At 61.3% G+C, this 16,334-nt stretch carries 18 protein-coding genes and 2 pseudogenes; 10 read left to right on the top strand and 10 right to left on the bottom strand.

All coding sequences use genetic code 11. From position 1 onward, the window contains the following. Window positions 1–69 precede the first annotated feature (69 nt). Window positions 70–630 (top strand): fasciclin domain-containing protein, encoded by a 561-nt coding sequence (locus M0814_RS28450; protein WP_003224301.1) that lies wholly within the window; start codon window positions 70–72, stop codon window positions 628–630. Between the two features lie 65 nt (window positions 631–695). Here M0814_RS28450 and M0814_RS28445 read toward each other — a convergent pair whose 3' ends face one another. The 3 genes from M0814_RS28445 to M0814_RS28435 all read right to left on the bottom strand — a co-directional run bounded on the left by M0814_RS28445 (window position 696) and on the right by M0814_RS28435 (window position 3,225). Next, complete coding sequence (locus tag M0814_RS28445; protein ID WP_103486020.1) at window positions 696–1,928, bottom strand: NADH:flavin oxidoreductase/NADH oxidase family protein; 1,233 nt, start codon at window positions 1,926–1,928, stop codon at window positions 696–698. Between the two features lie 84 nt (window positions 1,929–2,012). Then, window positions 2,013–2,456, bottom strand: coding sequence for a MerR family transcriptional regulator (locus tag M0814_RS28440; RefSeq protein WP_103486021.1), 444 nt, complete (start codon window positions 2,454–2,456; stop codon window positions 2,013–2,015). A gap of 73 nt (window positions 2,457–2,529) precedes the next feature. Further along, on the bottom strand, window positions 2,530–3,225 hold the full coding sequence (locus M0814_RS28435) for a tRNA (adenine(22)-N(1))-methyltransferase TrmK (RefSeq protein ID WP_103486022.1): 696 nt from the start codon (window positions 3,223–3,225) through the stop codon (window positions 2,530–2,532). A 240-nt stretch (window positions 3,226–3,465) separates the two neighbouring features. On the opposite strand from M0814_RS28435, the gene M0814_RS28430 reads away from it, so the two are divergent. Genes M0814_RS28430 through M0814_RS28420 form a run of 3 tightly spaced genes read left to right on the top strand, consistent with a single transcriptional unit; the run spans window position 3,466 to window position 4,202 of the window. Beyond that, window positions 3,466–3,660, top strand: coding sequence for a hypothetical protein (locus M0814_RS28430; protein WP_003224293.1), 195 nt, complete (start codon window positions 3,466–3,468; stop codon window positions 3,658–3,660). Continuing rightward, complete coding sequence (locus M0814_RS28425; protein WP_103486023.1) at window positions 3,657–3,989, top strand: phosphotyrosine protein phosphatase; 333 nt, start codon at window positions 3,657–3,659, stop codon at window positions 3,987–3,989. Before M0814_RS28430 ends, M0814_RS28425 begins: the two co-directional genes overlap by 4 nt. A 48-nt stretch (window positions 3,990–4,037) precedes the next feature. Beyond that, window positions 4,038–4,202 (top strand): DUF2986 domain-containing protein, encoded by a 165-nt coding sequence (locus tag M0814_RS28420; RefSeq protein WP_103486024.1) that lies wholly within the window; start codon window positions 4,038–4,040, stop codon window positions 4,200–4,202. Here M0814_RS28420 and M0814_RS28415 read toward each other — a convergent pair. Further along, the gene (locus tag M0814_RS28415) at window positions 4,197–4,793 is read right to left on the bottom strand and encodes a DJ-1/PfpI family protein (protein WP_103486025.1); all 597 of its coding nucleotides are present in this window, start codon (window positions 4,791–4,793) and stop codon (window positions 4,197–4,199) included. The genes M0814_RS28420 and M0814_RS28415 overlap by 6 nt on opposite strands. 190 nt (window positions 4,794–4,983) lie before the next feature. Between M0814_RS28415 and M0814_RS28410 the strand changes: the two are divergent. The 3 genes and pseudogenes from M0814_RS28410 to M0814_RS28400 all read left to right on the top strand — a co-directional run. Beyond that, window positions 4,984–5,076 (top strand): annotated as a pseudogene (locus tag M0814_RS28410) (hypothetical protein); the annotation flags it as partial. A 294-nt stretch (window positions 5,077–5,370) separates the two neighbouring features. Then, window positions 5,371–5,547 carry a GNAT family N-acetyltransferase gene (locus tag M0814_RS28405; protein ID WP_112997882.1) on the top strand — a complete coding sequence of 59 codons (177 nt, stop codon included), beginning with the start codon at window positions 5,371–5,373 and terminating at the stop codon, window positions 5,545–5,547. Between the two features lie 69 nt (window positions 5,548–5,616). Then, a pseudogene (locus tag M0814_RS28400) lies at window positions 5,617–6,320 on the top strand (PhzF family phenazine biosynthesis protein). A gap of 66 nt (window positions 6,321–6,386) precedes the next feature. Here the strand turns inward: M0814_RS28400 and M0814_RS28395 are convergent. Next, window positions 6,387–6,965, bottom strand: coding sequence for a DUF4337 domain-containing protein (locus M0814_RS28395; RefSeq protein WP_103486027.1), 579 nt, complete (start codon window positions 6,963–6,965; stop codon window positions 6,387–6,389). A 171-nt stretch (window positions 6,966–7,136) separates the two neighbouring features. Between M0814_RS28395 and M0814_RS28390 the strand changes: the two genes are divergently transcribed. From M0814_RS28390 to M0814_RS28380, 3 genes are all read left to right on the top strand, one after another. Next, window positions 7,137–9,515 carry a DUF3772 domain-containing protein gene (locus tag M0814_RS28390; RefSeq protein ID WP_103486028.1) on the top strand — a complete coding sequence of 793 codons (2,379 nt, stop codon included), beginning with the start codon at window positions 7,137–7,139 and terminating at the stop codon, window positions 9,513–9,515. Window positions 9,516–9,739: 224 nt separating this feature from the next. Next, on the top strand, window positions 9,740–10,921 hold the full coding sequence (locus M0814_RS28385) for an MFS transporter (protein WP_103486029.1): 1,182 nt from the start codon (window positions 9,740–9,742) through the stop codon (window positions 10,919–10,921). Window positions 10,922–10,954: 33 nt separating this feature from the next. After that, window positions 10,955–11,860, top strand: a complete 906-nt coding sequence (locus tag M0814_RS28380; protein WP_103486030.1) for a LysR family transcriptional regulator — start codon at window positions 10,955–10,957, stop codon at window positions 11,858–11,860. On the opposite strand, the gene M0814_RS28375 is transcribed toward M0814_RS28380, so the two are convergent. From M0814_RS28375 to M0814_RS28355, 5 genes are all read right to left on the bottom strand, one after another. Then, on the bottom strand, window positions 11,834–12,598 hold the full coding sequence (locus M0814_RS28375; RefSeq protein WP_003224271.1) for an ABC transporter permease: 765 nt from the start codon (window positions 12,596–12,598) through the stop codon (window positions 11,834–11,836). The genes M0814_RS28380 and M0814_RS28375 overlap by 27 nt on opposite strands. Next, window positions 12,598–13,797, bottom strand: coding sequence for an ABC transporter substrate-binding protein (locus M0814_RS28370; RefSeq protein ID WP_103486031.1), 1,200 nt, complete (start codon window positions 13,795–13,797; stop codon window positions 12,598–12,600). The genes M0814_RS28375 and M0814_RS28370 overlap by 1 nt, the downstream gene beginning before the upstream one ends. Beyond that, window positions 13,763–14,605: an ABC transporter ATP-binding protein gene (locus tag M0814_RS28365; RefSeq protein ID WP_103486032.1), complete on the bottom strand. Its 843-nt coding sequence runs from the start codon at window positions 14,603–14,605 to the stop codon at window positions 13,763–13,765. Before M0814_RS28365 ends, M0814_RS28370 begins: the two co-directional genes overlap by 35 nt. After that, the gene (locus M0814_RS28360) at window positions 14,602–15,672 is read right to left on the bottom strand and encodes an acyl-CoA dehydrogenase family protein (protein WP_103486033.1); all 1,071 of its coding nucleotides are present in this window, start codon (window positions 15,670–15,672) and stop codon (window positions 14,602–14,604) included. Before M0814_RS28360 ends, M0814_RS28365 begins: the two co-directional genes overlap by 4 nt. Before the next feature lie 66 nt (window positions 15,673–15,738). Next, complete coding sequence (locus M0814_RS28355; RefSeq protein ID WP_027614171.1) at window positions 15,739–16,284, bottom strand: carboxymuconolactone decarboxylase family protein; 546 nt, start codon at window positions 16,282–16,284, stop codon at window positions 15,739–15,741. Between the last annotated feature and the right edge of the window lie 50 nt (window positions 16,285–16,334).

Below are 16,334 nucleotides of genomic sequence, written 5' to 3'. Positions count from 1 at the left end.
CCGTTTCACTCCCTGCTCCGTACATTCAACACCCTCATTCGAAGGGTCGAAGAATCAAGGAGACGCACCATGCACATGCTCATCAAACGCCTTGCTGTCGCTTGCTTCACCCTGCTCTGCCTCGGCGCCGGATCCAGCTTTGCCGCCGATACCGTGATGGTTGGCGGCGCGGCCATGTATCCGACCAAAACCATCGTCGAAAACGCAGTCAACTCCAAGGATCACACGACACTGGTCGCTGCGGTCAAGGCCGCCGGGCTGGTGGATACGCTCAACAGCAAGGGACCGTTCACCGTCTTCGCCCCCACCAACGAAGCCTTCGCAAAACTGCCCGCCGGCACAGTCGATACATTGGTCAAGCCTGAACACAAGGCGGACCTGACCAAGATCCTGACTTACCACGTCGTCGCCGGCACTCACACGGCCAAACAGCTGATGGACGACGCCAAAATGCACGGCGGCAAAGTGATGCTGAAAACCGTCCAGGGCGAATCGCTGACCGTGATGCTGCACGACGGCAAGCTATGGGTGCAGGACGCCAAGGGCGGCAAAGCTGCCGTTACCATCGCTGACGTCATGCAATCCAATGGCGTGATTCACGTGGTCGATACGGTGCTGATGCCGAATTGACTGGCTGACTTGGCGGGTACTCATCAAAGAGTCCCGCCAAAGTCACGATTGAAAGAACTACCGACTCACGCCGAACGTTTTTCCACCCAGCGCCGATATTGCCGGGTGCGAAACGCCATGGCGATCTGCTGCAAAATCAGCGCCCGCAACGGTGACACGCTCGGATCAGGCGCTTGCGCCCGACTGAGCTTACCCAGCTGAAACTTCACCACCGCCATGTTCGCCAGCGCGGCAATGGCCTTGTTTTTCCAGGTGATCGGCGGCAATTGCGGGGCGTTGTCCTTGCCCTGCTGCCAGTCGCGCGGCAGGTGCGGATCGATAGCCAACGCGGTACCGATGCCGACCATGTCCACCCCACTCTGCACGACGCTTTCGGCAACCGGACGACGGCGGATGCCGCCGGTGACCATCACCGGCATTTTCGCAACGGTTTGAATATCCCGGGCAAATTCCACGAAATAGGCCTCGCGAGCCAGGGTTCGACCATCGCGCGCCTCACCCTGCATGGCCGGGACTTCGTAGCTGCCGCCGGACAGTTCCACCAGATCCACGCCCAGACCGTTGAGCAGTTCAACGACCTTTTTCGCATCCTCAGCGGTGAATCCGCCGCGCTGGAAATCGGCGGAATTGAGTTTGACCGCCACCGCAAATTGTGCGGAAACCACGGCCCTGACTGCCTTGACGATCTCGACCAACAACCGCGCGCGGTTCTGCAAAGAGCCGCCCCACTCGTCCGTCCTTTGATTGGTCAGAGGCGAGAGAAACTGACTCAACAGATAGCCGTGGGCGGCGTGGATTTCCACGCCAGTGAAGCCGGCCTGTTCACCCAGGCGTGCGGTGTGCGCAAAGCGCTGGATGACGTCCTCGATCACACTGGCGGTCATGGCGTGGGGCGTGGCGAAACGCTTGGACAGTTTGCCCAGCTCCAGCGCCACGGCGGATGGCGCCCAGGTTTTCTGCCCGAGGTTGGACTGCATCTGGCGCCCCGGGTGATTGATCTGCAACCAGAACTGCGCTCCGGCAGAACGACCAATCCGCGCCCAGCGCTTGAACTTGTCCAGTTGTTGATCGTCCTGCAGCACCACGCCGCCCGGCCCGGTCATGGCGCGGCCGTCGACCATCACGTTGCCGGTGATGATCAGCCCGGCCCCACCGTCGGCCCACGCTTGATACAGACGCATCAGTTCGGCGGAGGGCGCCTGGTCGGCGTCCGCCATGTTTTCTTCCATGGCGGCTTTGGCGATGCGGTTTTTGATAGTCGAACCGTTGGGTAAGGTCAGGGGGTCGAACACATTCATGGGGCAGTCCTCAACTGGAGATGAGGCCACCATAAGATTGAAGTCAACTTTAAGGTCAATAGCCTTTTTTAGCTGATTCGCGCTTCAACGCGCCAAATCGCGACGCTCTGCTGCGCTCACCACACCTTGTTCGCGCAGACGATTTATCAGCATTTGCGCATTGTCCGCACACGCCACGCCCATGGGCTTGTCTTCAATGCCCTGGATGACGAGTTGAAGTTGCGCTTTGTTCTGCGCCAGGCGTTGCTGCAGAACATCGATTTCTTCGACCTTTTGCTTGAGGCCATTGAGCAACTGCTCGTGCTGCCAGCCACTCGCGTTCATCGGCATCAACTGACGGATTTCCTCCAGGGAGAAACCCGCCGCCTGCGCACCGGTGATGATCTGCAATACCCATTGGGTGTCGGGAGCGTAATCGCGATAGCCGTTGGCTTTGCGCGCGACCGAAGTGATCAACCCGCTCGCCTCGTAAAAACGGATACGCGACGGCGCCAACCCGCTGATTTTCGCCAGTTCACCGATTCTCATGTCCGACTCCGCAAGAACGTTAACCTTGAAGCTGACTTTAAATCTGAAGGGGTACAACAGCCAACACGGCAGATCAAGCCAACAGCTCAGTAATCCACTGCGCCTGTCGCGCAACCTCTTCCAGCTTCTCCTCAGGCACAGCCTGGCGCGCCTGTTTGAAGCTGTTCAGGGTTTTCTGTTTCTGCCTTAACGAACGCTGCCATTTGGCGAGGAATGCCGGGCTGCGCGCCTGCATCTGCAACGGGCCGAAGTACAACTGTTCGGCGCTGTAGCTCAGCGGGCCGCTGCGCTCGGTGACGATGATTTCGTAGAAGAAGCGGTTTTCCTGCAGCACTTCCTCGTCGAGGATGCGGTAGCCGTTGTCCATCAGCCATTGGCGCAGGGGTTGTTCGCCGCCGTTGGGCTGCAGGATCAGCCGTTCGTGCCCGCTCATGCGCGCCTTGCCGCTGTCGAGGATGTTGCGAATCGTCTCGCCGCCCATGCCGCAGAGGCTGATCGCGGTAATCCCGTCGGACGGCTCGATCGCCGCCAGTCCACTGGCCAGACGCACGCTGATGTGCTGCTGCAGATCGTTGTCGCGCACCGTGCGCACCGCGGCATGGAACGGCGTCAACGCCACCTCACCGGCCACCGCCGCAACGATGGCGCCACGGCGCATCAGGGCCACCGGCAGGTAGCCGTGATCCGAGCCGATATCCGCCAACCGCGCGCCGTCCGGTACATGCGCCGCCACCCGCTCCAGACGCATGGACAATGTGTGTTCGTTCAACTGCCGCCCTCTTCCCCAGCCATCGCCGGCGCTGCTGGCCGGACAAGGGGCGCGACTGTAGCGGGCAATGGTGGGTATTTCAAATCCGGGCAAGCGCCTTACTGCGCCGGTGTGACCAGTGGCTGCAGAGGCAAGGCTTCAATGGCTCAACCACCTAGCCACTGCCTCGATTCACGCTTACCATACCCACAACTCGTATTACCGCGGCTGCTGAACCCGGTATTCACGAGGAAATGAAGCATGGACAGAACCCGCGCCTGGAGACGTCATCAGGCCCGTAAACGCGGCAACGGCAAAGCAGCTGATCCGCTGAAGTTCAAACCGCCAAAGAACTGGAAGCTTATGTATACCCGTGCCGACAAACTGGCCAGGGCACGCCAACTGGGCATGAGCTATCCCATCCGCACCACCCGCCAATTGCTGGATCAAGTGTGACCAATCTCCTGTTCGTTTGCAGCCGCAACCAATGGCGCAGTCCGACGGCGGAAGCGATCTGGCGCCGTCGACCCGGGTTCGAAGCCCGGTCGGCAGGCACCAGCCCCAACGCACGCAAACCCATCGGCCCGGCGGATATCCGCTGGGCCGATGTCATCTTTGTCATGGAACGCAAGCACCTCAATCGCTTGCAAGCCGAATTCGCACGATTACTTGAGCACAAGCCGATCCACACGCTGGATATTCCAGATGACTATCGCTTCATGGATCCCGAGCTGGTGGACATTCTTGAGGACGCCGTGAAGCCTTATCTCGAGCCTCGGATTTAGTGCTCAGGCTTTCATTCTCATCCCTGTACTTTCAAATTGAGTAGAAACATGAACCGCCAAAAGAAACTGCAGCAGTTATTCAAGGAAAAGGCCAAAAAAGCCAGCGCCAAACTGGCGCCGAAAAAGCCCAAGTACATCAGCAAGGCTGACCGCGCGAAGATGGCTGCCGAAGCAGCGGCAGAACCGGTTGAGAGCGGCGAAAACGCTTTATAAAAACGCTGAAATATTGCTCATTGCCCGCCTGACGTAGAGTTCTTTCTCGCCAACCGGTGCCACGTAGTGAAGTGCGCTGCGTGCGGCCTCCACACCGGCAAGACGGGCAATGAACCAGGCCGCCAGGTACTGCGAAGACAAGCACCCGCCTGCGGTGGCGACATTGCCATTGGCCACGAACGGCTGGTTGAGCACGGCAACGCCAGCCTCTTCCACCCAGGGTTTGCTGATCAGATCCGTACAGGCCGGTACCTCGCTCAGCAGGCCGAGCTTCGCCAGAATCAACGTGCCGGAGCACTGGGCACCCAACAATTGGCGAGCCGGATCAAGCTGCAGACGCGACATCAATTCGGCATTCGCCACCACGTCCCGGGTCATCCGCCCGCTTCCCACCAATACCGCGTCCGCGTCGCACGCCTCCTCCAGTGACGCCTGTGCCTCAATCACCAGGCCATTCATCGACCGCACCTTGTCCGTGGGACTGGCGACAGACACGCGCCAACCGGGCTGTTGGACCCGGTTGAGAATGCTGAACGCGATAAGCGAATCCAGCTCGTTGAAACCTTCAAAGGTCAGGATGGCGATGTGCATGATGAGCCTCGAGCTTGATGGACGATGCTGCATCGTAAGAGCAGAGAATCACGACAATCAAAAAAGAGAATCACGACAATCAAAAAATTGTCATGGCTACATTTTCAGCTGTAGCCGAGGGGCGCTGTAGCTTTCAGCCAATGCCTGTAGGACAGTTACCTGCATCGAATAATGAAAAGGCCAACCCTCCATGAAGCCGCTGGATCTGACGCGTTTCGACCTCAATCTTCTGGTGGTGCTTGAGGCGCTTTGGGCGGAAAGGCACGTCGGTCGTGCGGCGCAGGTGCCGACGCTGATCCTGAAGCCCGAGGAAGACAAGCTGATCGGCAAAGAGGCTGCAGGGATTCTGCTGAAGGGCATAAAGGCAGCGCAGGAAGTCGTCATGCCGAGAACCGGGCATATGTTCAGATTCTCGCATCCGGCGGCGTATTCGCTGGAGGTCAGGAAGTTTCTGCAGCGGGTCGAGCTTTGAGTGTATTTGGGGCCGTCAGATGCTGCGGGCCATATCGATCCAAATCGCCGTTTATTGTTGCAGCCACTAGCCTCACCAAGTCAAAAGCACAAATCAGAGACCAGCATGACCGCACGCCCCGCCACGGATAGTGACCAGGCAATCCTCCAAAGCCAGGGCATCGGCTCGCGCATTCTAAAGAAGCTCCAGCTGCAAGCCGCTGCCCGCCAGGTGCCCTTGCAATTGGGCGCTTTTCGCACGAATACTTTGGCGCAGAAGCTCTATGAGAAATCGGGCATCTGACAACAGCGGCCGTGATCCGAATCCATCCGCGAAAAAGATCTTCCCTGATTCAACCTATAAGGACATTCAATGCCACGCGCTCTGCAATTCGAACAAGTCGATGTATTCGCCGATCAACCCTACGAAGGCAATGCACTGGCAGTGGTGGTGAATGCCGATGAGCTGACAACCGAGCAGATGCAAGCGTTTGCCCGCTGGACGCAACTCAGTGAGACCACTTTTCTGCTGAAGCCCGAAGCGCCGGGAGCGCATTACCGCGTACGCATTTTTACACCGCTGCGAGAACTGCCCTTCGCTGGCCACCCCACTCTGGGCAGCTGCAAAGTGTGGCTGGCCCACAACGACAACCCTGAGAAGGCCTTGGCCTCGCCGCCGGGCAGATCCGCGCGAGCCAATGGGTAGACAACGGCCCGGGTTGGGCGGGCGTGTTGCTGGCGAGTCGCGAAGAAGTGTTGGCGATCAAGCCTGATTACGCGGTGCTGCAGGGGCTGAATGTCGGCGTTATTGCGCCGTGGTCGGGGTCTGAAGCTGAAACGGATGTGGAAGTCAGAGCCTTCATCGGCGAGGAATGCGCCGAGGACGCCGTCACTGGCAGCCTCAATGCAAGCCTGGCTCAGTGGCTGATCGGCGCGGGCATCCTCAGCGAGCGCTACACCGTCAGCCAGGGCACCACCATGGGCCGCCGCGGCCGACTGCACATCGAAAGCGTTGACGGTACCGTCTGGGTGGGCGGAGCCGTTCAGCTCTGCATTTCCGGCCGGGTGGTCTTTTGATGAACCATGGAATCCGGGGTGATTAATCCCGCGATAACCGCTGCCCCGTGCCGGAGTCCAAGGCACTCAAATATGCAGCCAGGCCAGCGATCCCAGCATGACGCCGACACCGGCGGCGCCAAACGACACGCGCCGCAGCCATTCCTTGCGCGTCAGCAAGGTAATGGCTGCCAGTGAAATGGCGATTTGAATCGCGGTCATGGCCTGGGCCCAGCGGTGATGCTGGTGCAGCACCTGCTCAGATTTTTCCTCCCACTCGCGCGCCTGTTGCTCAAACACTTCGGCCTTCTTGCGCGCCTCCTCTTTCTGCTCCCCGTAGCGTCGCGCCTCGGCAGCATAGTGGGCAGAATCCAGCCCCGGCAGATGGCTGGCCAGATCCGACAGGTTCTGCCGGCTGGACTTGGCCTGGTAGTAGTTCCATTCGTTGGCGGCTTCGGTCTTCTGGATAGCGGCGTTGTTTTTGTCCATGGCCGCTTCACTCTCTGTCGAGCCGGCCTGATAACTCATCAGGGCGCCGACGGTCGCCATGATCGCCGTCATCACCGCAATCTTGCTGGCGAAGCGATCGCCCTGTGCATGGGCATGATGGGTGGTGTGCTCGATATGTTGCTCGTGGGGGCTGGGGACTTCGAACTCTTCAGGCATGGCTGTCGAACTTGGATGGGTGATTGGAGATGGGCGGCATTATGAGGACAACCACACCGAAACACGCAAGCCACTCTGCGAGCCCACCCTGCTCACCCGAAATTTTCCGCCGTGCCCGGTTCGATCACCTAACCTCATAGATTGTGTGATCAACGAGAACCGACCCCTCTCATGCGCAACACATTGAAGTCATTGTTTTTTGTCGCGCTGACCGTGCTTGTTCCGGGCGGTTCGGCGCTGTGGGCGGCGGATTTACCGGCGCCCACAGCGACCACTGCGGCGCCGCTGGTGGAAGTCTCGCAGAGTGATCTGCAAGCCCTGCAAATGCGCCTCGACGGGTTGAAGCAGCAGATTTCCGCCGCCAACAACTACAACCAGCTCGAAGGCCCGCAAGACCGGGTACAGACGTTCATTCTGGACATCGATCGGTTATCGGCGGCGTTGTTGCCGCAGCAAGCTCAATTGACGGTGCAACTGGGGGTGCTCGGCGCAGCGCCGGATACGCAGATTGCCGCCGAACAGGCGGAAATCGCCGCACAACGGGCGATGCTCAGCGACCAGAAAAACAAGGTCGACGCCACGCTCAAAAGCCTTGCCGCGCTCAAACAAAGCGCGGCTGATTTGATCACGCAAATCGCCGGCATCCGCCGCACGCTGCTTGAAAGCGAATTGACCCTGCGCACCGACAGCATCCTGAGCCCGGACTTCTGGTCGCCATTGGTGTCGCCAGAGCCGGATGATCGTCAGCGCCTGAATTTTTTCATCAATCAGGTGAAACTCACCTGGGCCACAGTCTGGGCGCCCGGGCAGCGGTTTTTCACCTGTGTGCTGGTGCTGCTGGCGCTGGCTTTCTGGACGCTCGGCCGCCGACTCGCCGAGCGCGGCCTGACCTGGGTTTGCATCCACCGCATGCCGGAGGGGCGCCTGCGCCGCAGCGCGCTGGCGTTCGCCTCGGCGCTGGCGACCCTTGGCACCACGGCCATCGCCCTGCACCTGCTGTTTTACGCCTGCACCCGCCACGAACCACTGACGCCAGTGCTGCAGACTTTTTCCGAGGAATTCGAAAAAGCCGTTTACGCCTGCGTTCTGATCACCGCGTTGAGCCGCGCACTGCTGTCGACCAGACATCCCTCATGGCGGCTGCCGGCGATTGCCGACTCGGTGGCGCTGGCACTGAGACCCTATCCAAGGATTCTCGCGGCCATCCTCCTGGTGCTGGTAACGCTGGTGCAGGTCAGCAACGCCACCGGCATGAGCAGCCAGATCGTGATCGCCCAGCGGGGGGTGATTGCCATTGTGGTGATCGTGATTCTGGTGCCGCTGCTGTTGCGCGTCGGCAGAGTGCGCAAGGCGTTGATCAGCGCCAATGAACCAGAGGCCGGCAGCACATTTGCCGGGGCGATCTACAGCATCGCCACGGTGTGCATGTGCGTGTCGGCGCTGGCTCTGCTCACCGGCTATGTGTCGCTGGCTCGTTTCGTCACCTATGAATTGGTCTGGGCCTATATCGTGTTGGCCGGGTTCTATTTGCTGGTGCAGGTGGTCAAGGACGCCTGCGAATACCTGTTCTCGCCGCGCTACTCGGCCGGCAAGACCATCAAGCAGACCCTGGGCATGGGCGACCGGCGGTTGGAGCAGATTTCGATTGTGCTGTCCGGTGCCAGCCGCGCCGGGCTGCTGTTGCTGGCGGTGATTACCCTCTTCGTCGGCGGCATCGGCACCACGTTCGGGCAGTTGACCAGCAATGTCCTCGGCATCCTTGGCGGCGCCGGGTTGCGCAAGCTGAACATCGTCCCCGCGCATTTGATCAATGCCGTGCTGGCACTGCTGATCGGCATCTACCTGATCCGCGCCCTGCGCCGCTGGCTCGACAACGAGTTCCTGCCCAAGACCGACATGGATCCGGGCATGTGCGCGTCGTTGAGCACGCTGTTTTCCAACATCGGTTATGCCACGGTCATCCTCCTGACGCTGTCGTCGCTGGGCGTGCGCTGGACCAATCTGGCGTGGATCGTCAGTGCGCTGTCGGTGGGGATCGGTTTCGGCCTGCAGGAGATCGTCAAGAACTTCGTCTCCGGGCTGATCCTGCTCACCGAGCGCCCGGTGAAGGTCGGCGACCTGATCAGCATCAGCGGCGTCGAAGGCGATATCCGCCGAATCAACGTGCGCGCCACGGAAATCCAGCTCAGCGACCGCTCCATCGTCATCGTGCCCAACTCACAGCTGATCTCGCAGAACCTGCGCAACGTCACCCTCGGCGGCAGCGCCCAAGGGGTGGCGAGCCTGGAGCTGATGTTCCCGCTGGACATCGACCCCGAACAGGTCAAGGAACTGCTGCTGAACACCTACCGCGAAAACGAAAACATCCTCGACAAACCGGCGTCGTACGTACGCTTCAGCAAACTCTCGCCGGATGGCATCACCTTGACGGTGACCGGCTACGTCGGCAGCCCGCGGATTGTCGGCGGGACCAAGAGTGATCTGCTGTTCGAGATTCTCAAGCGGTTGGGCGCCGAGGGCATCGCGCTGGCGAAACCGCCAGCGACGTAATCCTCCTTGCAAGAGTTGCGGCACGCTGCGATCTGTCGATCTTGAAATCAAGACATCAAAAGATCACAGCCTCGTTGCAATCGACTGAGCCTGCAGGCTTTTGTGCCGCGTATGGATTCTGGCAAGGTATGAATTTATTTATGCCAGTACGCGAAATCGCCAATTTCACTTATGCGTCACCAATCCCTAGCCTCTCGCCAAATTCCTTCTTGAGCGAGGCTCCCATGCCCTTTGTCATCTACATCTTTACCCTCAGCGCCTTTGCCTTGGGTCTGGCCGAATTCGTTCCGATCGGCCTCACCGACGTCATGGCTCGCAGTCTCGGCGTCGACGTCGAGGCGACCGGGGCAACCATCACTGCGTATGCCTTGGGCGCCACTTTCTCAGCACCGATCTTCAGTGCATTGACCGCAAGTTGGTCGCGCAAGAACGTAATGCTGGTGACCGCTCTGGTATTCAGCGTCGGCAGTCTCGCCGCGGCGTTTGCAACCTCGCTGACCTTGATGCTGGTAGCGCGATTCATCGCTGGCATGGGACATGGCCTGTTCCTGGCGGTGGCTTCAAGCACCGCGGCGCGTCTGGCCGGGCCGGGTCGCGCAGGGAGCGCAGTGGCAGTGGTGTTTGGCGGGTTTACCCTGGCGATGGCGATTGGCGTGCCTGTCAGCACCTATCTGGGTGGCGTAATGTCGTGGCGCCTGGTGCTGGCGGCGATTGCCGTGTTCGGAGCGATTGGTTTTTTCGGCTTGCTGTTCGGCATGCGCGATCCGCTACCGACTGCTTCCGACGGCAGCTCGGCGTTGCACAGCCTTAAAGCGCTGCTCAACGGCAAGTTGCTGGCCGGCGCCTTGGTCACTGTGCTCGGCTACGCCGGTTCGTTCGTCGCCTACACCTACATCGCGCCAATGCTGACTGAAGTCACTCATACCACGGCCGCCACTGTCGGCGTGTTCATGTTGTTGTACGGCGCGATGGCAGCCATCGGCAATGTACTGGGCGGCAAACTGACCGATGCCTGGGGAGTGGATCGCGCCAGCGCCGCGTTGATTGCCGGGATCGTAGGGGTGACAGCGGGCATGTGGGGCTTCTCCGGTTCGCCGTGGATGATGGGCTTGCTCGTCGGCTTGTTGGGGATGTTCAGCTTTGCTGCAGTGCCGGCCTTGCAGGCCCGGCTTCTGGGAATCGCCGAACGACATGCGCCGCACGCACATGGCGTTGCGGCCGGGCTGAACATTGCCGGGTTCAACTCGGGGATCGCGCTGGGTTCGGTGCTAGGTGGCGTGACAATCAGCCAGGTGGGCCTCAGTCATGTCGGGCTGACAGGTGCGGCAGTCTCGGCGCTGGGGCTGCTGCTGGTGTTAAGTCAAATGTTCGCTACGCCGCGCTATCGCACGGCTGATAATCTGTAAGCCAACCTACATTTTCACGGGCGCCAAAGCACCATGAGCCACCTCACCCACCTGCGCACATTCCTCGAAGCGTACCGCACCAAGTCATTCTCCAGGGCGGCGGACCATTTGGGCATCACCCAACCGGCGGCGTCGATGCATGTGCAGGCGCTGGAGGCGCTGGTCGGCAAACCGCTGTTTCAGCGTTTGCCTCGGGGGGTGGAACCCACCGAAGCGGCGGATGAACTGGCGCGTTCGGTGGCACCGTTTCTCGATGGGCTGGAAAACAAGATCGCGTCGCTGCGTCCGGGCCTGATCAAGGGCGGCACAGTGCATCTGGTCGGCCCCTCCGACTTCCTCCATGCGCTAGTCGCGGCTCGCCTCGCACCGCTGATGGACGAAGGCTTCACCCTGCGTTTTCACACCGGTGCCAAAAAGCGCATTTACGAGATGCTCGAAGCGAAGCAGACCGACTTCGCGATCACGGCCTCCATGCCCAACGAACAATCCCACGGTTACGCCCATTTGCTCACCGAACGCCTGTTGCTGGTATATGCACCGAGCCTCCTGGATCGCCTCGGCAAAGACCCGAATCAAGCACAACTCAAGCAAGTCCCGCTGATCGCTTTCGATGAGGATCTGGCGCTGGTTCGGCCACTGTGGACTTCAATTTTTCAGGTCGCTCCGCAACTGCAAGCGGCGCTGACGATTCCCGACCTGCGGATCATCAAGGAGCTGGTGCTCGGCGGCCACGGCTGGAGCGTGCTGCCGGACTACCAGTGCGCCGACGCCATCGCTGACGGTCGGCTGATTTCACCGACACCGCCCAGCGAGGCACCGGTCAATGTGCTCTATCTGGTGTGGAGCAAAAGCGTGATGAAAAGCCCGAGCCTGCTTTACGTGCGTGACTATTTGCTCGCTGCATTCAGCGCCTCAGGCCGGCGCCCAGCGCCGATGTAGCCAGCGCGCAAACGCATCCAGCGCAAAGCCCAGCACACCGATCAGCAGCACCATCGCCATCAGTTCCGAATACGCCAGCCGATCTCGCGTATCGAGAATGAAGTAGCCCAGCCCCGCGCTGACGCCGAGCATTTCGCACGGCACCAGCACAATCCACAGAATGCCGATCGACAGCCGCACTCCGGTCAGCACATGGCCGAGTACGCCGGGCAGGATCACTTTGCGCAGGGTTTCCCAACGAGTGGCACTGAGGCTGCGACTGAGTTGCAGCCAGCGCGGGTCGAGTTGGCGCACGCCGGCCACGGTGTTGAGCAGGATCGGCCACACGGCGGCGAAGGTCAGCAGGAAGTAGATCGGCTGATCGCCAACGCCCAGCAGCATCACCACCACCGGCATCCACGACAACGGTGAGATCATCCGCAGAAACTGAAACGCCGGCGTGGTCGCCGCCTCCAGATGTCGGTAGCTGCCGATCATCAGGCCCAGCGGCACGCCGATCAGCAGCGCCAGCAACAGGCCGACCACAATCCGTTTCAGGCTGACCAGCACATGCTCGTACAGCTCCGGGCGTAGCAGCAGTTCGCCGAGGCTGGCCAGCGTCGCCTCGGGTGAAAAGCGCAACGCCAGGCTGTCGTTGCCACCAAGCAGATGCACGCCCAGCCACCACAGCAGCAACAGGCACAACAGCCCTGCTACGCCCAACAAACCGTGCACGGTCGATGAAGATCGTTGACGCATCAGAGGCTGAACTCCTCGCTGCGTTCGAAGCTTTCCGGCAGGCCGAAGGTCTGCATGCCGCCCACCGCCGCAATGGCGTTGCGCACAAAGCGGTCGTCCACCAGATCTTTAGCGGTTTGCTGCGGATCGAGGCCGGCGAGGAAACCCTTGTCGCCTTCGATCAAGGTGTCCTTCAGGCGCTTGACCAGCTCCTCGGTGTAGCTGGGAAATGGATACGGCTGAAAGTCGATGCGCTGTTCGTCCCACTGGCTGTGCTGGATCGCGCCGCTGGCCAGGTATTGCTCGCGGTCGCTGGTGGCCGGCGACAGCACCCGGTCGAGCACCGGTTGCGCGTGCGGGGTGTAGCGATTGGCGCCATCCTTGGACAGCAGTTTCGCCGCCTCGGCGCGGTTGTCGCGGGTCCAGACCTGCGCCTTGACGATCGCGTTGACCACTTTCTGCGACCACTCGGGACGGTTGTTCAGATCCTGCTCATGCATGAACACCACGCAGCAGGCGTGATTGCGCCAGACATCGCCGGTAAAGCGCTGCACGCGGCCGACCTTGAGCTCCTCGGCCAGGGCGTTGAACGGCTCGGCGACGATGTAGCCGGCGATGCGTTTGCTCGCCAGGGCTGGCGGCATATCCGACGGCGGCAGCACCAGCAGATTGACTTCGTTCGGCGCCAGCGCGGCGCTCGCCGACTTGCTCACCGGCACCAGTCCGTGGTCGCGGAACAGTTGCTGCACCACCACGTTATGAATCGAATACCAGAACGGAATCGCCACCGATTGCCCGCCCAGTTGCTTGACCTCGGTGATGCCCGGCGCCACGGTCAGACCCGAGCCGCCGACGTGGTTCCATGCCACGACTTTCGCCGGCACCTTGCTGCCGTAGCGCGCCCACACGGTCATCGGCGACAGCAGGTGAATCACGTTGACCTGTCCGGAAATGAACGCCTCGATCACCTGCGCCCAACTGCGCAGCAGCACCGGGCGTTCAGCCTGAATGCCTTCGGCTTCGAACAGGCCATTGTTGTGTGCAACCAGCAACGGCGTGGCGTCGGTGATCGGCAGATAACCGATGCGCACTGGCGCGTTCGGCTCGGCAGCGGCGCGCGCGCTGAGGCTGTTGAGCAGCGGCAACGCACCGCCGGCAGTCAGCAGCGCGCTGAGTTTGAGGAAGTCACGACGTGTGTGAGTGAAGTCGTCCAGGCACATGGTCAATCTCCGACGTAGCGGGCACAGGTTGAGTGAGGGGGTTGCGGCTCGCCCGCCGAAGGGTTTTGAGGATGTCGATGCGCAGCGCGCCCAGTTCCTCGACCAGCTCGGCACGCGGCTGAGGCAGGTCGATGCGCCACTCCCCGAGGATGTGCGCCGGGCTGTTACCCAGTAGCAGAATCCGCTCGGAGAGCAGCAGGGCTTCGTCGATGTCGTGGGTGATCAACACGGCTGCGGTGTGGTGCTCGGCAATCAGTTGCAGGAGCAACTGCTGCATGTCGGCGCGGGTGATTTCATCCAGCGCGCCGAACGGTTCATCGAGCAACAGCACCTGCGGCTGACGGGCCAGACAACGGGCCAGCGCGGTGCGCTGGGCCATGCCGCCGGACAACTGCGCCGGGTGCTGCTGACGTGCATGTTCGAGGCCGACCGCAGCGATGGCGTGGTCGATCCGCGCCTTGCGCTGCTCGGCCGTCAGGTGCGGCTGGCGGGCGAAGTCGAGACCGAAGGCGACGTTCTTTTCCAGGGTCAGCCACGGCAACAGGCTCGGGTCCTGAAACGCCACCGCCACCCGTGGATGCGCACCGGTCAGTGGCTCGCCAAGCAGGCTCACCCGCCCCTGTTGCGGCGCCTGCAAACCCGCCAGCACTCGCAGCAGACTGGATTTGCCGACACCGCTGGGGCCGAGAATGGTCACCACTTCACCGGGCTGCAATTGCAGGTCGAAGTGCTCCAGCACGGTGTGCCAGCCCTGCTCTCGCGGGTAGCCGAGGTTGATGCCCTGCGCCTCCAGCACCGGCGCCGTCATGCCGTCGCTTCCCGTTTCTGCCGCTGCAATTCGGCGCGCAGTTGTACCAGGCTCGGGGTCACAATCGGCACGAACGCCGACTCACGCCAGCGCCGGGCGAAACCGCTGCCGTGCTCGGTCAGATAGGCTTTGCCGCCGCTGGATTGCAGTTCCAGTTGCACGGCGTTGGCGGCGGATTCGGCCAGCGCGATGCGGATCTGGAACAACGCGCCCGGCTGGCTCAGGAAACGTCCGTCGTGCAGGCCCTGCTTGAGCGCGTCGACGGTCTGCGCCAGTTGCTCGCGTTGTTCCTGCAACGGCTCCAGCAGGATCGAGCGCCCGTCCTGCAAATGTCCTTCGACCTCGGCCAGTGCCCGTCGCGCCAGACCGATCGCCATACCGCATTGCAGACCGAGAAACGCCGGGCGCACTGCCGGCAGAAACTTGCGTGCATCTTCATGCAGCAACCATTCGCGAGCGACGGCCACTTGGGCAAAATCGATGGCGGCAGTGTTGCTCGATTGCAGCCCCATCAGTTGCAGGTCGGCGGAACGTTGCACACCGGCCGCGTCATCCGCAATCGCCAGCACGAACGGCGAACCGCCCTCCTCGTGCTCGATTGCCGCCGCCACCACAAAACCGCTTTTGCGCAGATTGGTGACCCAGTGCAGGCGCCCGTTCAAGGTCCAGCCGTCTGCGGTGTGGGCGGCGCGCACTTGCAATGCCTCGATGCCGGACAGGTACTTCATCGCGTTGGACAAACCGGTGGCTCCAGCCAGTTCTCCACTGAGCAGCGACGGCAGCAGTTTTTCCCTCAGCGCAGCGTTGGGACTGTGCAGCAGGTATTCGATAAAGGCCCGTTGGCCCCAGAACACAAACGCCGCCGCCAGTGAATGGCTGGCGACAGCGGCCAGGGTTTCCACGGCATCACTGACGTGACCGCCGCTGCCGCCCAGCGCCGGGCTGATGCCGACGCGCAGCACCTCGGCTTGCGCCAATTGCGTCAGCACCTGCTGCGGATCGCCGTCGCCCGCATCCAGTGCCTGGGCGTTGTGTTCCAGCCATTGAATCAATGCCGGATTGAGCATGTCGTTTTTTCTCCTTTTTACGCAGCCGCATCAACCATAGACGACGCTGCCGGAACCGCTGGCCGATTACGCGCGATACGGGGCCAGTTCGGGGTTGAGCGGCGTGTCGGCGAATACGTTGGCGAAGTTGCACAGGGTCGCCAGGCTGATGCCGAGAATCACTTCCAGCGCATTGCCTTCGGTGTAGCCCGCGGCCTTGAACTGGTTGAAGGTCTGATCGCTGACCTTGCCCCGTGTGGCAATCACTTCGCGGGCAAACGCGGCCAGGGTTTCCAGTTTTTCCACGGGGACAGTGGCTTTTTCACGCAGCGCACTGACGACTTCCGGCGGCAGTTTTGCCTTATTCAGCGCGACGGCGGTATGACCTGCGACACAGAAATCGCAACCATGGTTGGTCGCCGCAATCAGTTGCACCACTTCGCGCTCGGCGAGGCTGAGTTCGGACTTGCCATTGAGCGCCGATACCGTAACGTAGGTTTCCAGCGCGGCCGGGGCATTGGCCAGCACGGCCAGCAGGTTCGGAATGAATCCGGAGTTTTTCTGCGCATTTTCCAGAAACGGTTTGGCGGCTTCGGGAGCGCTTTGCACAGTGTGTAGAGTAAGGCGCGACATGGAGTGGACTCCTGCTGTTGAGTGTCCGGCCAGTCTGTTGGTTATAAAAA

Source organism: Pseudomonas sp. MWU12-2020 (assembly GCF_023100605.1).
Lineage (GTDB): Bacteria > Pseudomonadota > Gammaproteobacteria > Pseudomonadales > Pseudomonadaceae > Aquipseudomonas > Aquipseudomonas fluorescens_H.
The sequence above is the reverse complement of the archived record's forward strand: the minus strand, read 5'-3'. Positions and strand labels throughout refer to the sequence as shown.

Coding starts and splice junctions, on each gene's coding strand:
- M0814_RS28395 (WP_103486027.1), bottom strand. CDS start 6,965: ATGCCTGAAGAGTTCGAAGTCCCCAGCCCCCACGAGCAACATATCGAG.
- M0814_RS28450 (WP_003224301.1), top strand. CDS start 70: ATGCACATGCTCATCAAACGCCTTGCTGTCGCTTGCTTCACCCTGCTC.
- M0814_RS28420 (WP_103486024.1), top strand. CDS start 4,038: ATGAACCGCCAAAAGAAACTGCAGCAGTTATTCAAGGAAAAGGCCAAA.
- M0814_RS28445 (WP_103486020.1), bottom strand. CDS start 1,928: ATGAATGTGTTCGACCCCCTGACCTTACCCAACGGTTCGACTATCAAA.
- M0814_RS28405 (WP_112997882.1), top strand. CDS start 5,371: ATGACCGCACGCCCCGCCACGGATAGTGACCAGGCAATCCTCCAAAGC.
- M0814_RS28415 (WP_103486025.1), bottom strand. CDS start 4,793: ATGCACATCGCCATCCTGACCTTTGAAGGTTTCAACGAGCTGGATTCG.
- M0814_RS28380 (WP_103486030.1), top strand. CDS start 10,955: ATGAGCCACCTCACCCACCTGCGCACATTCCTCGAAGCGTACCGCACC.
- M0814_RS28355 (WP_027614171.1), bottom strand. CDS start 16,284: ATGTCGCGCCTTACTCTACACACTGTGCAAAGCGCTCCCGAAGCCGCC.
- M0814_RS28360 (WP_103486033.1), bottom strand. CDS start 15,672: ATGCTCAATCCGGCATTGATTCAATGGCTGGAACACAACGCCCAGGCA.
- M0814_RS28375 (WP_003224271.1), bottom strand. CDS start 12,598: ATGCGTCAACGATCTTCATCGACCGTGCACGGTTTGTTGGGCGTAGCA.
- M0814_RS28370 (WP_103486031.1), bottom strand. CDS start 13,797: ATGTGCCTGGACGACTTCACTCACACACGTCGTGACTTCCTCAAACTC.
- M0814_RS28385 (WP_103486029.1), top strand. CDS start 9,740: ATGCCCTTTGTCATCTACATCTTTACCCTCAGCGCCTTTGCCTTGGGT.
- M0814_RS28390 (WP_103486028.1), top strand. CDS start 7,137: ATGCGCAACACATTGAAGTCATTGTTTTTTGTCGCGCTGACCGTGCTT.
- M0814_RS28365 (WP_103486032.1), bottom strand. CDS start 14,605: ATGACGGCGCCGGTGCTGGAGGCGCAGGGCATCAACCTCGGCTACCCG.
- M0814_RS28440 (WP_103486021.1), bottom strand. CDS start 2,456: ATGAGAATCGGTGAACTGGCGAAAATCAGCGGGTTGGCGCCGTCGCGT.
- M0814_RS28430 (WP_003224293.1), top strand. CDS start 3,466: ATGGACAGAACCCGCGCCTGGAGACGTCATCAGGCCCGTAAACGCGGC.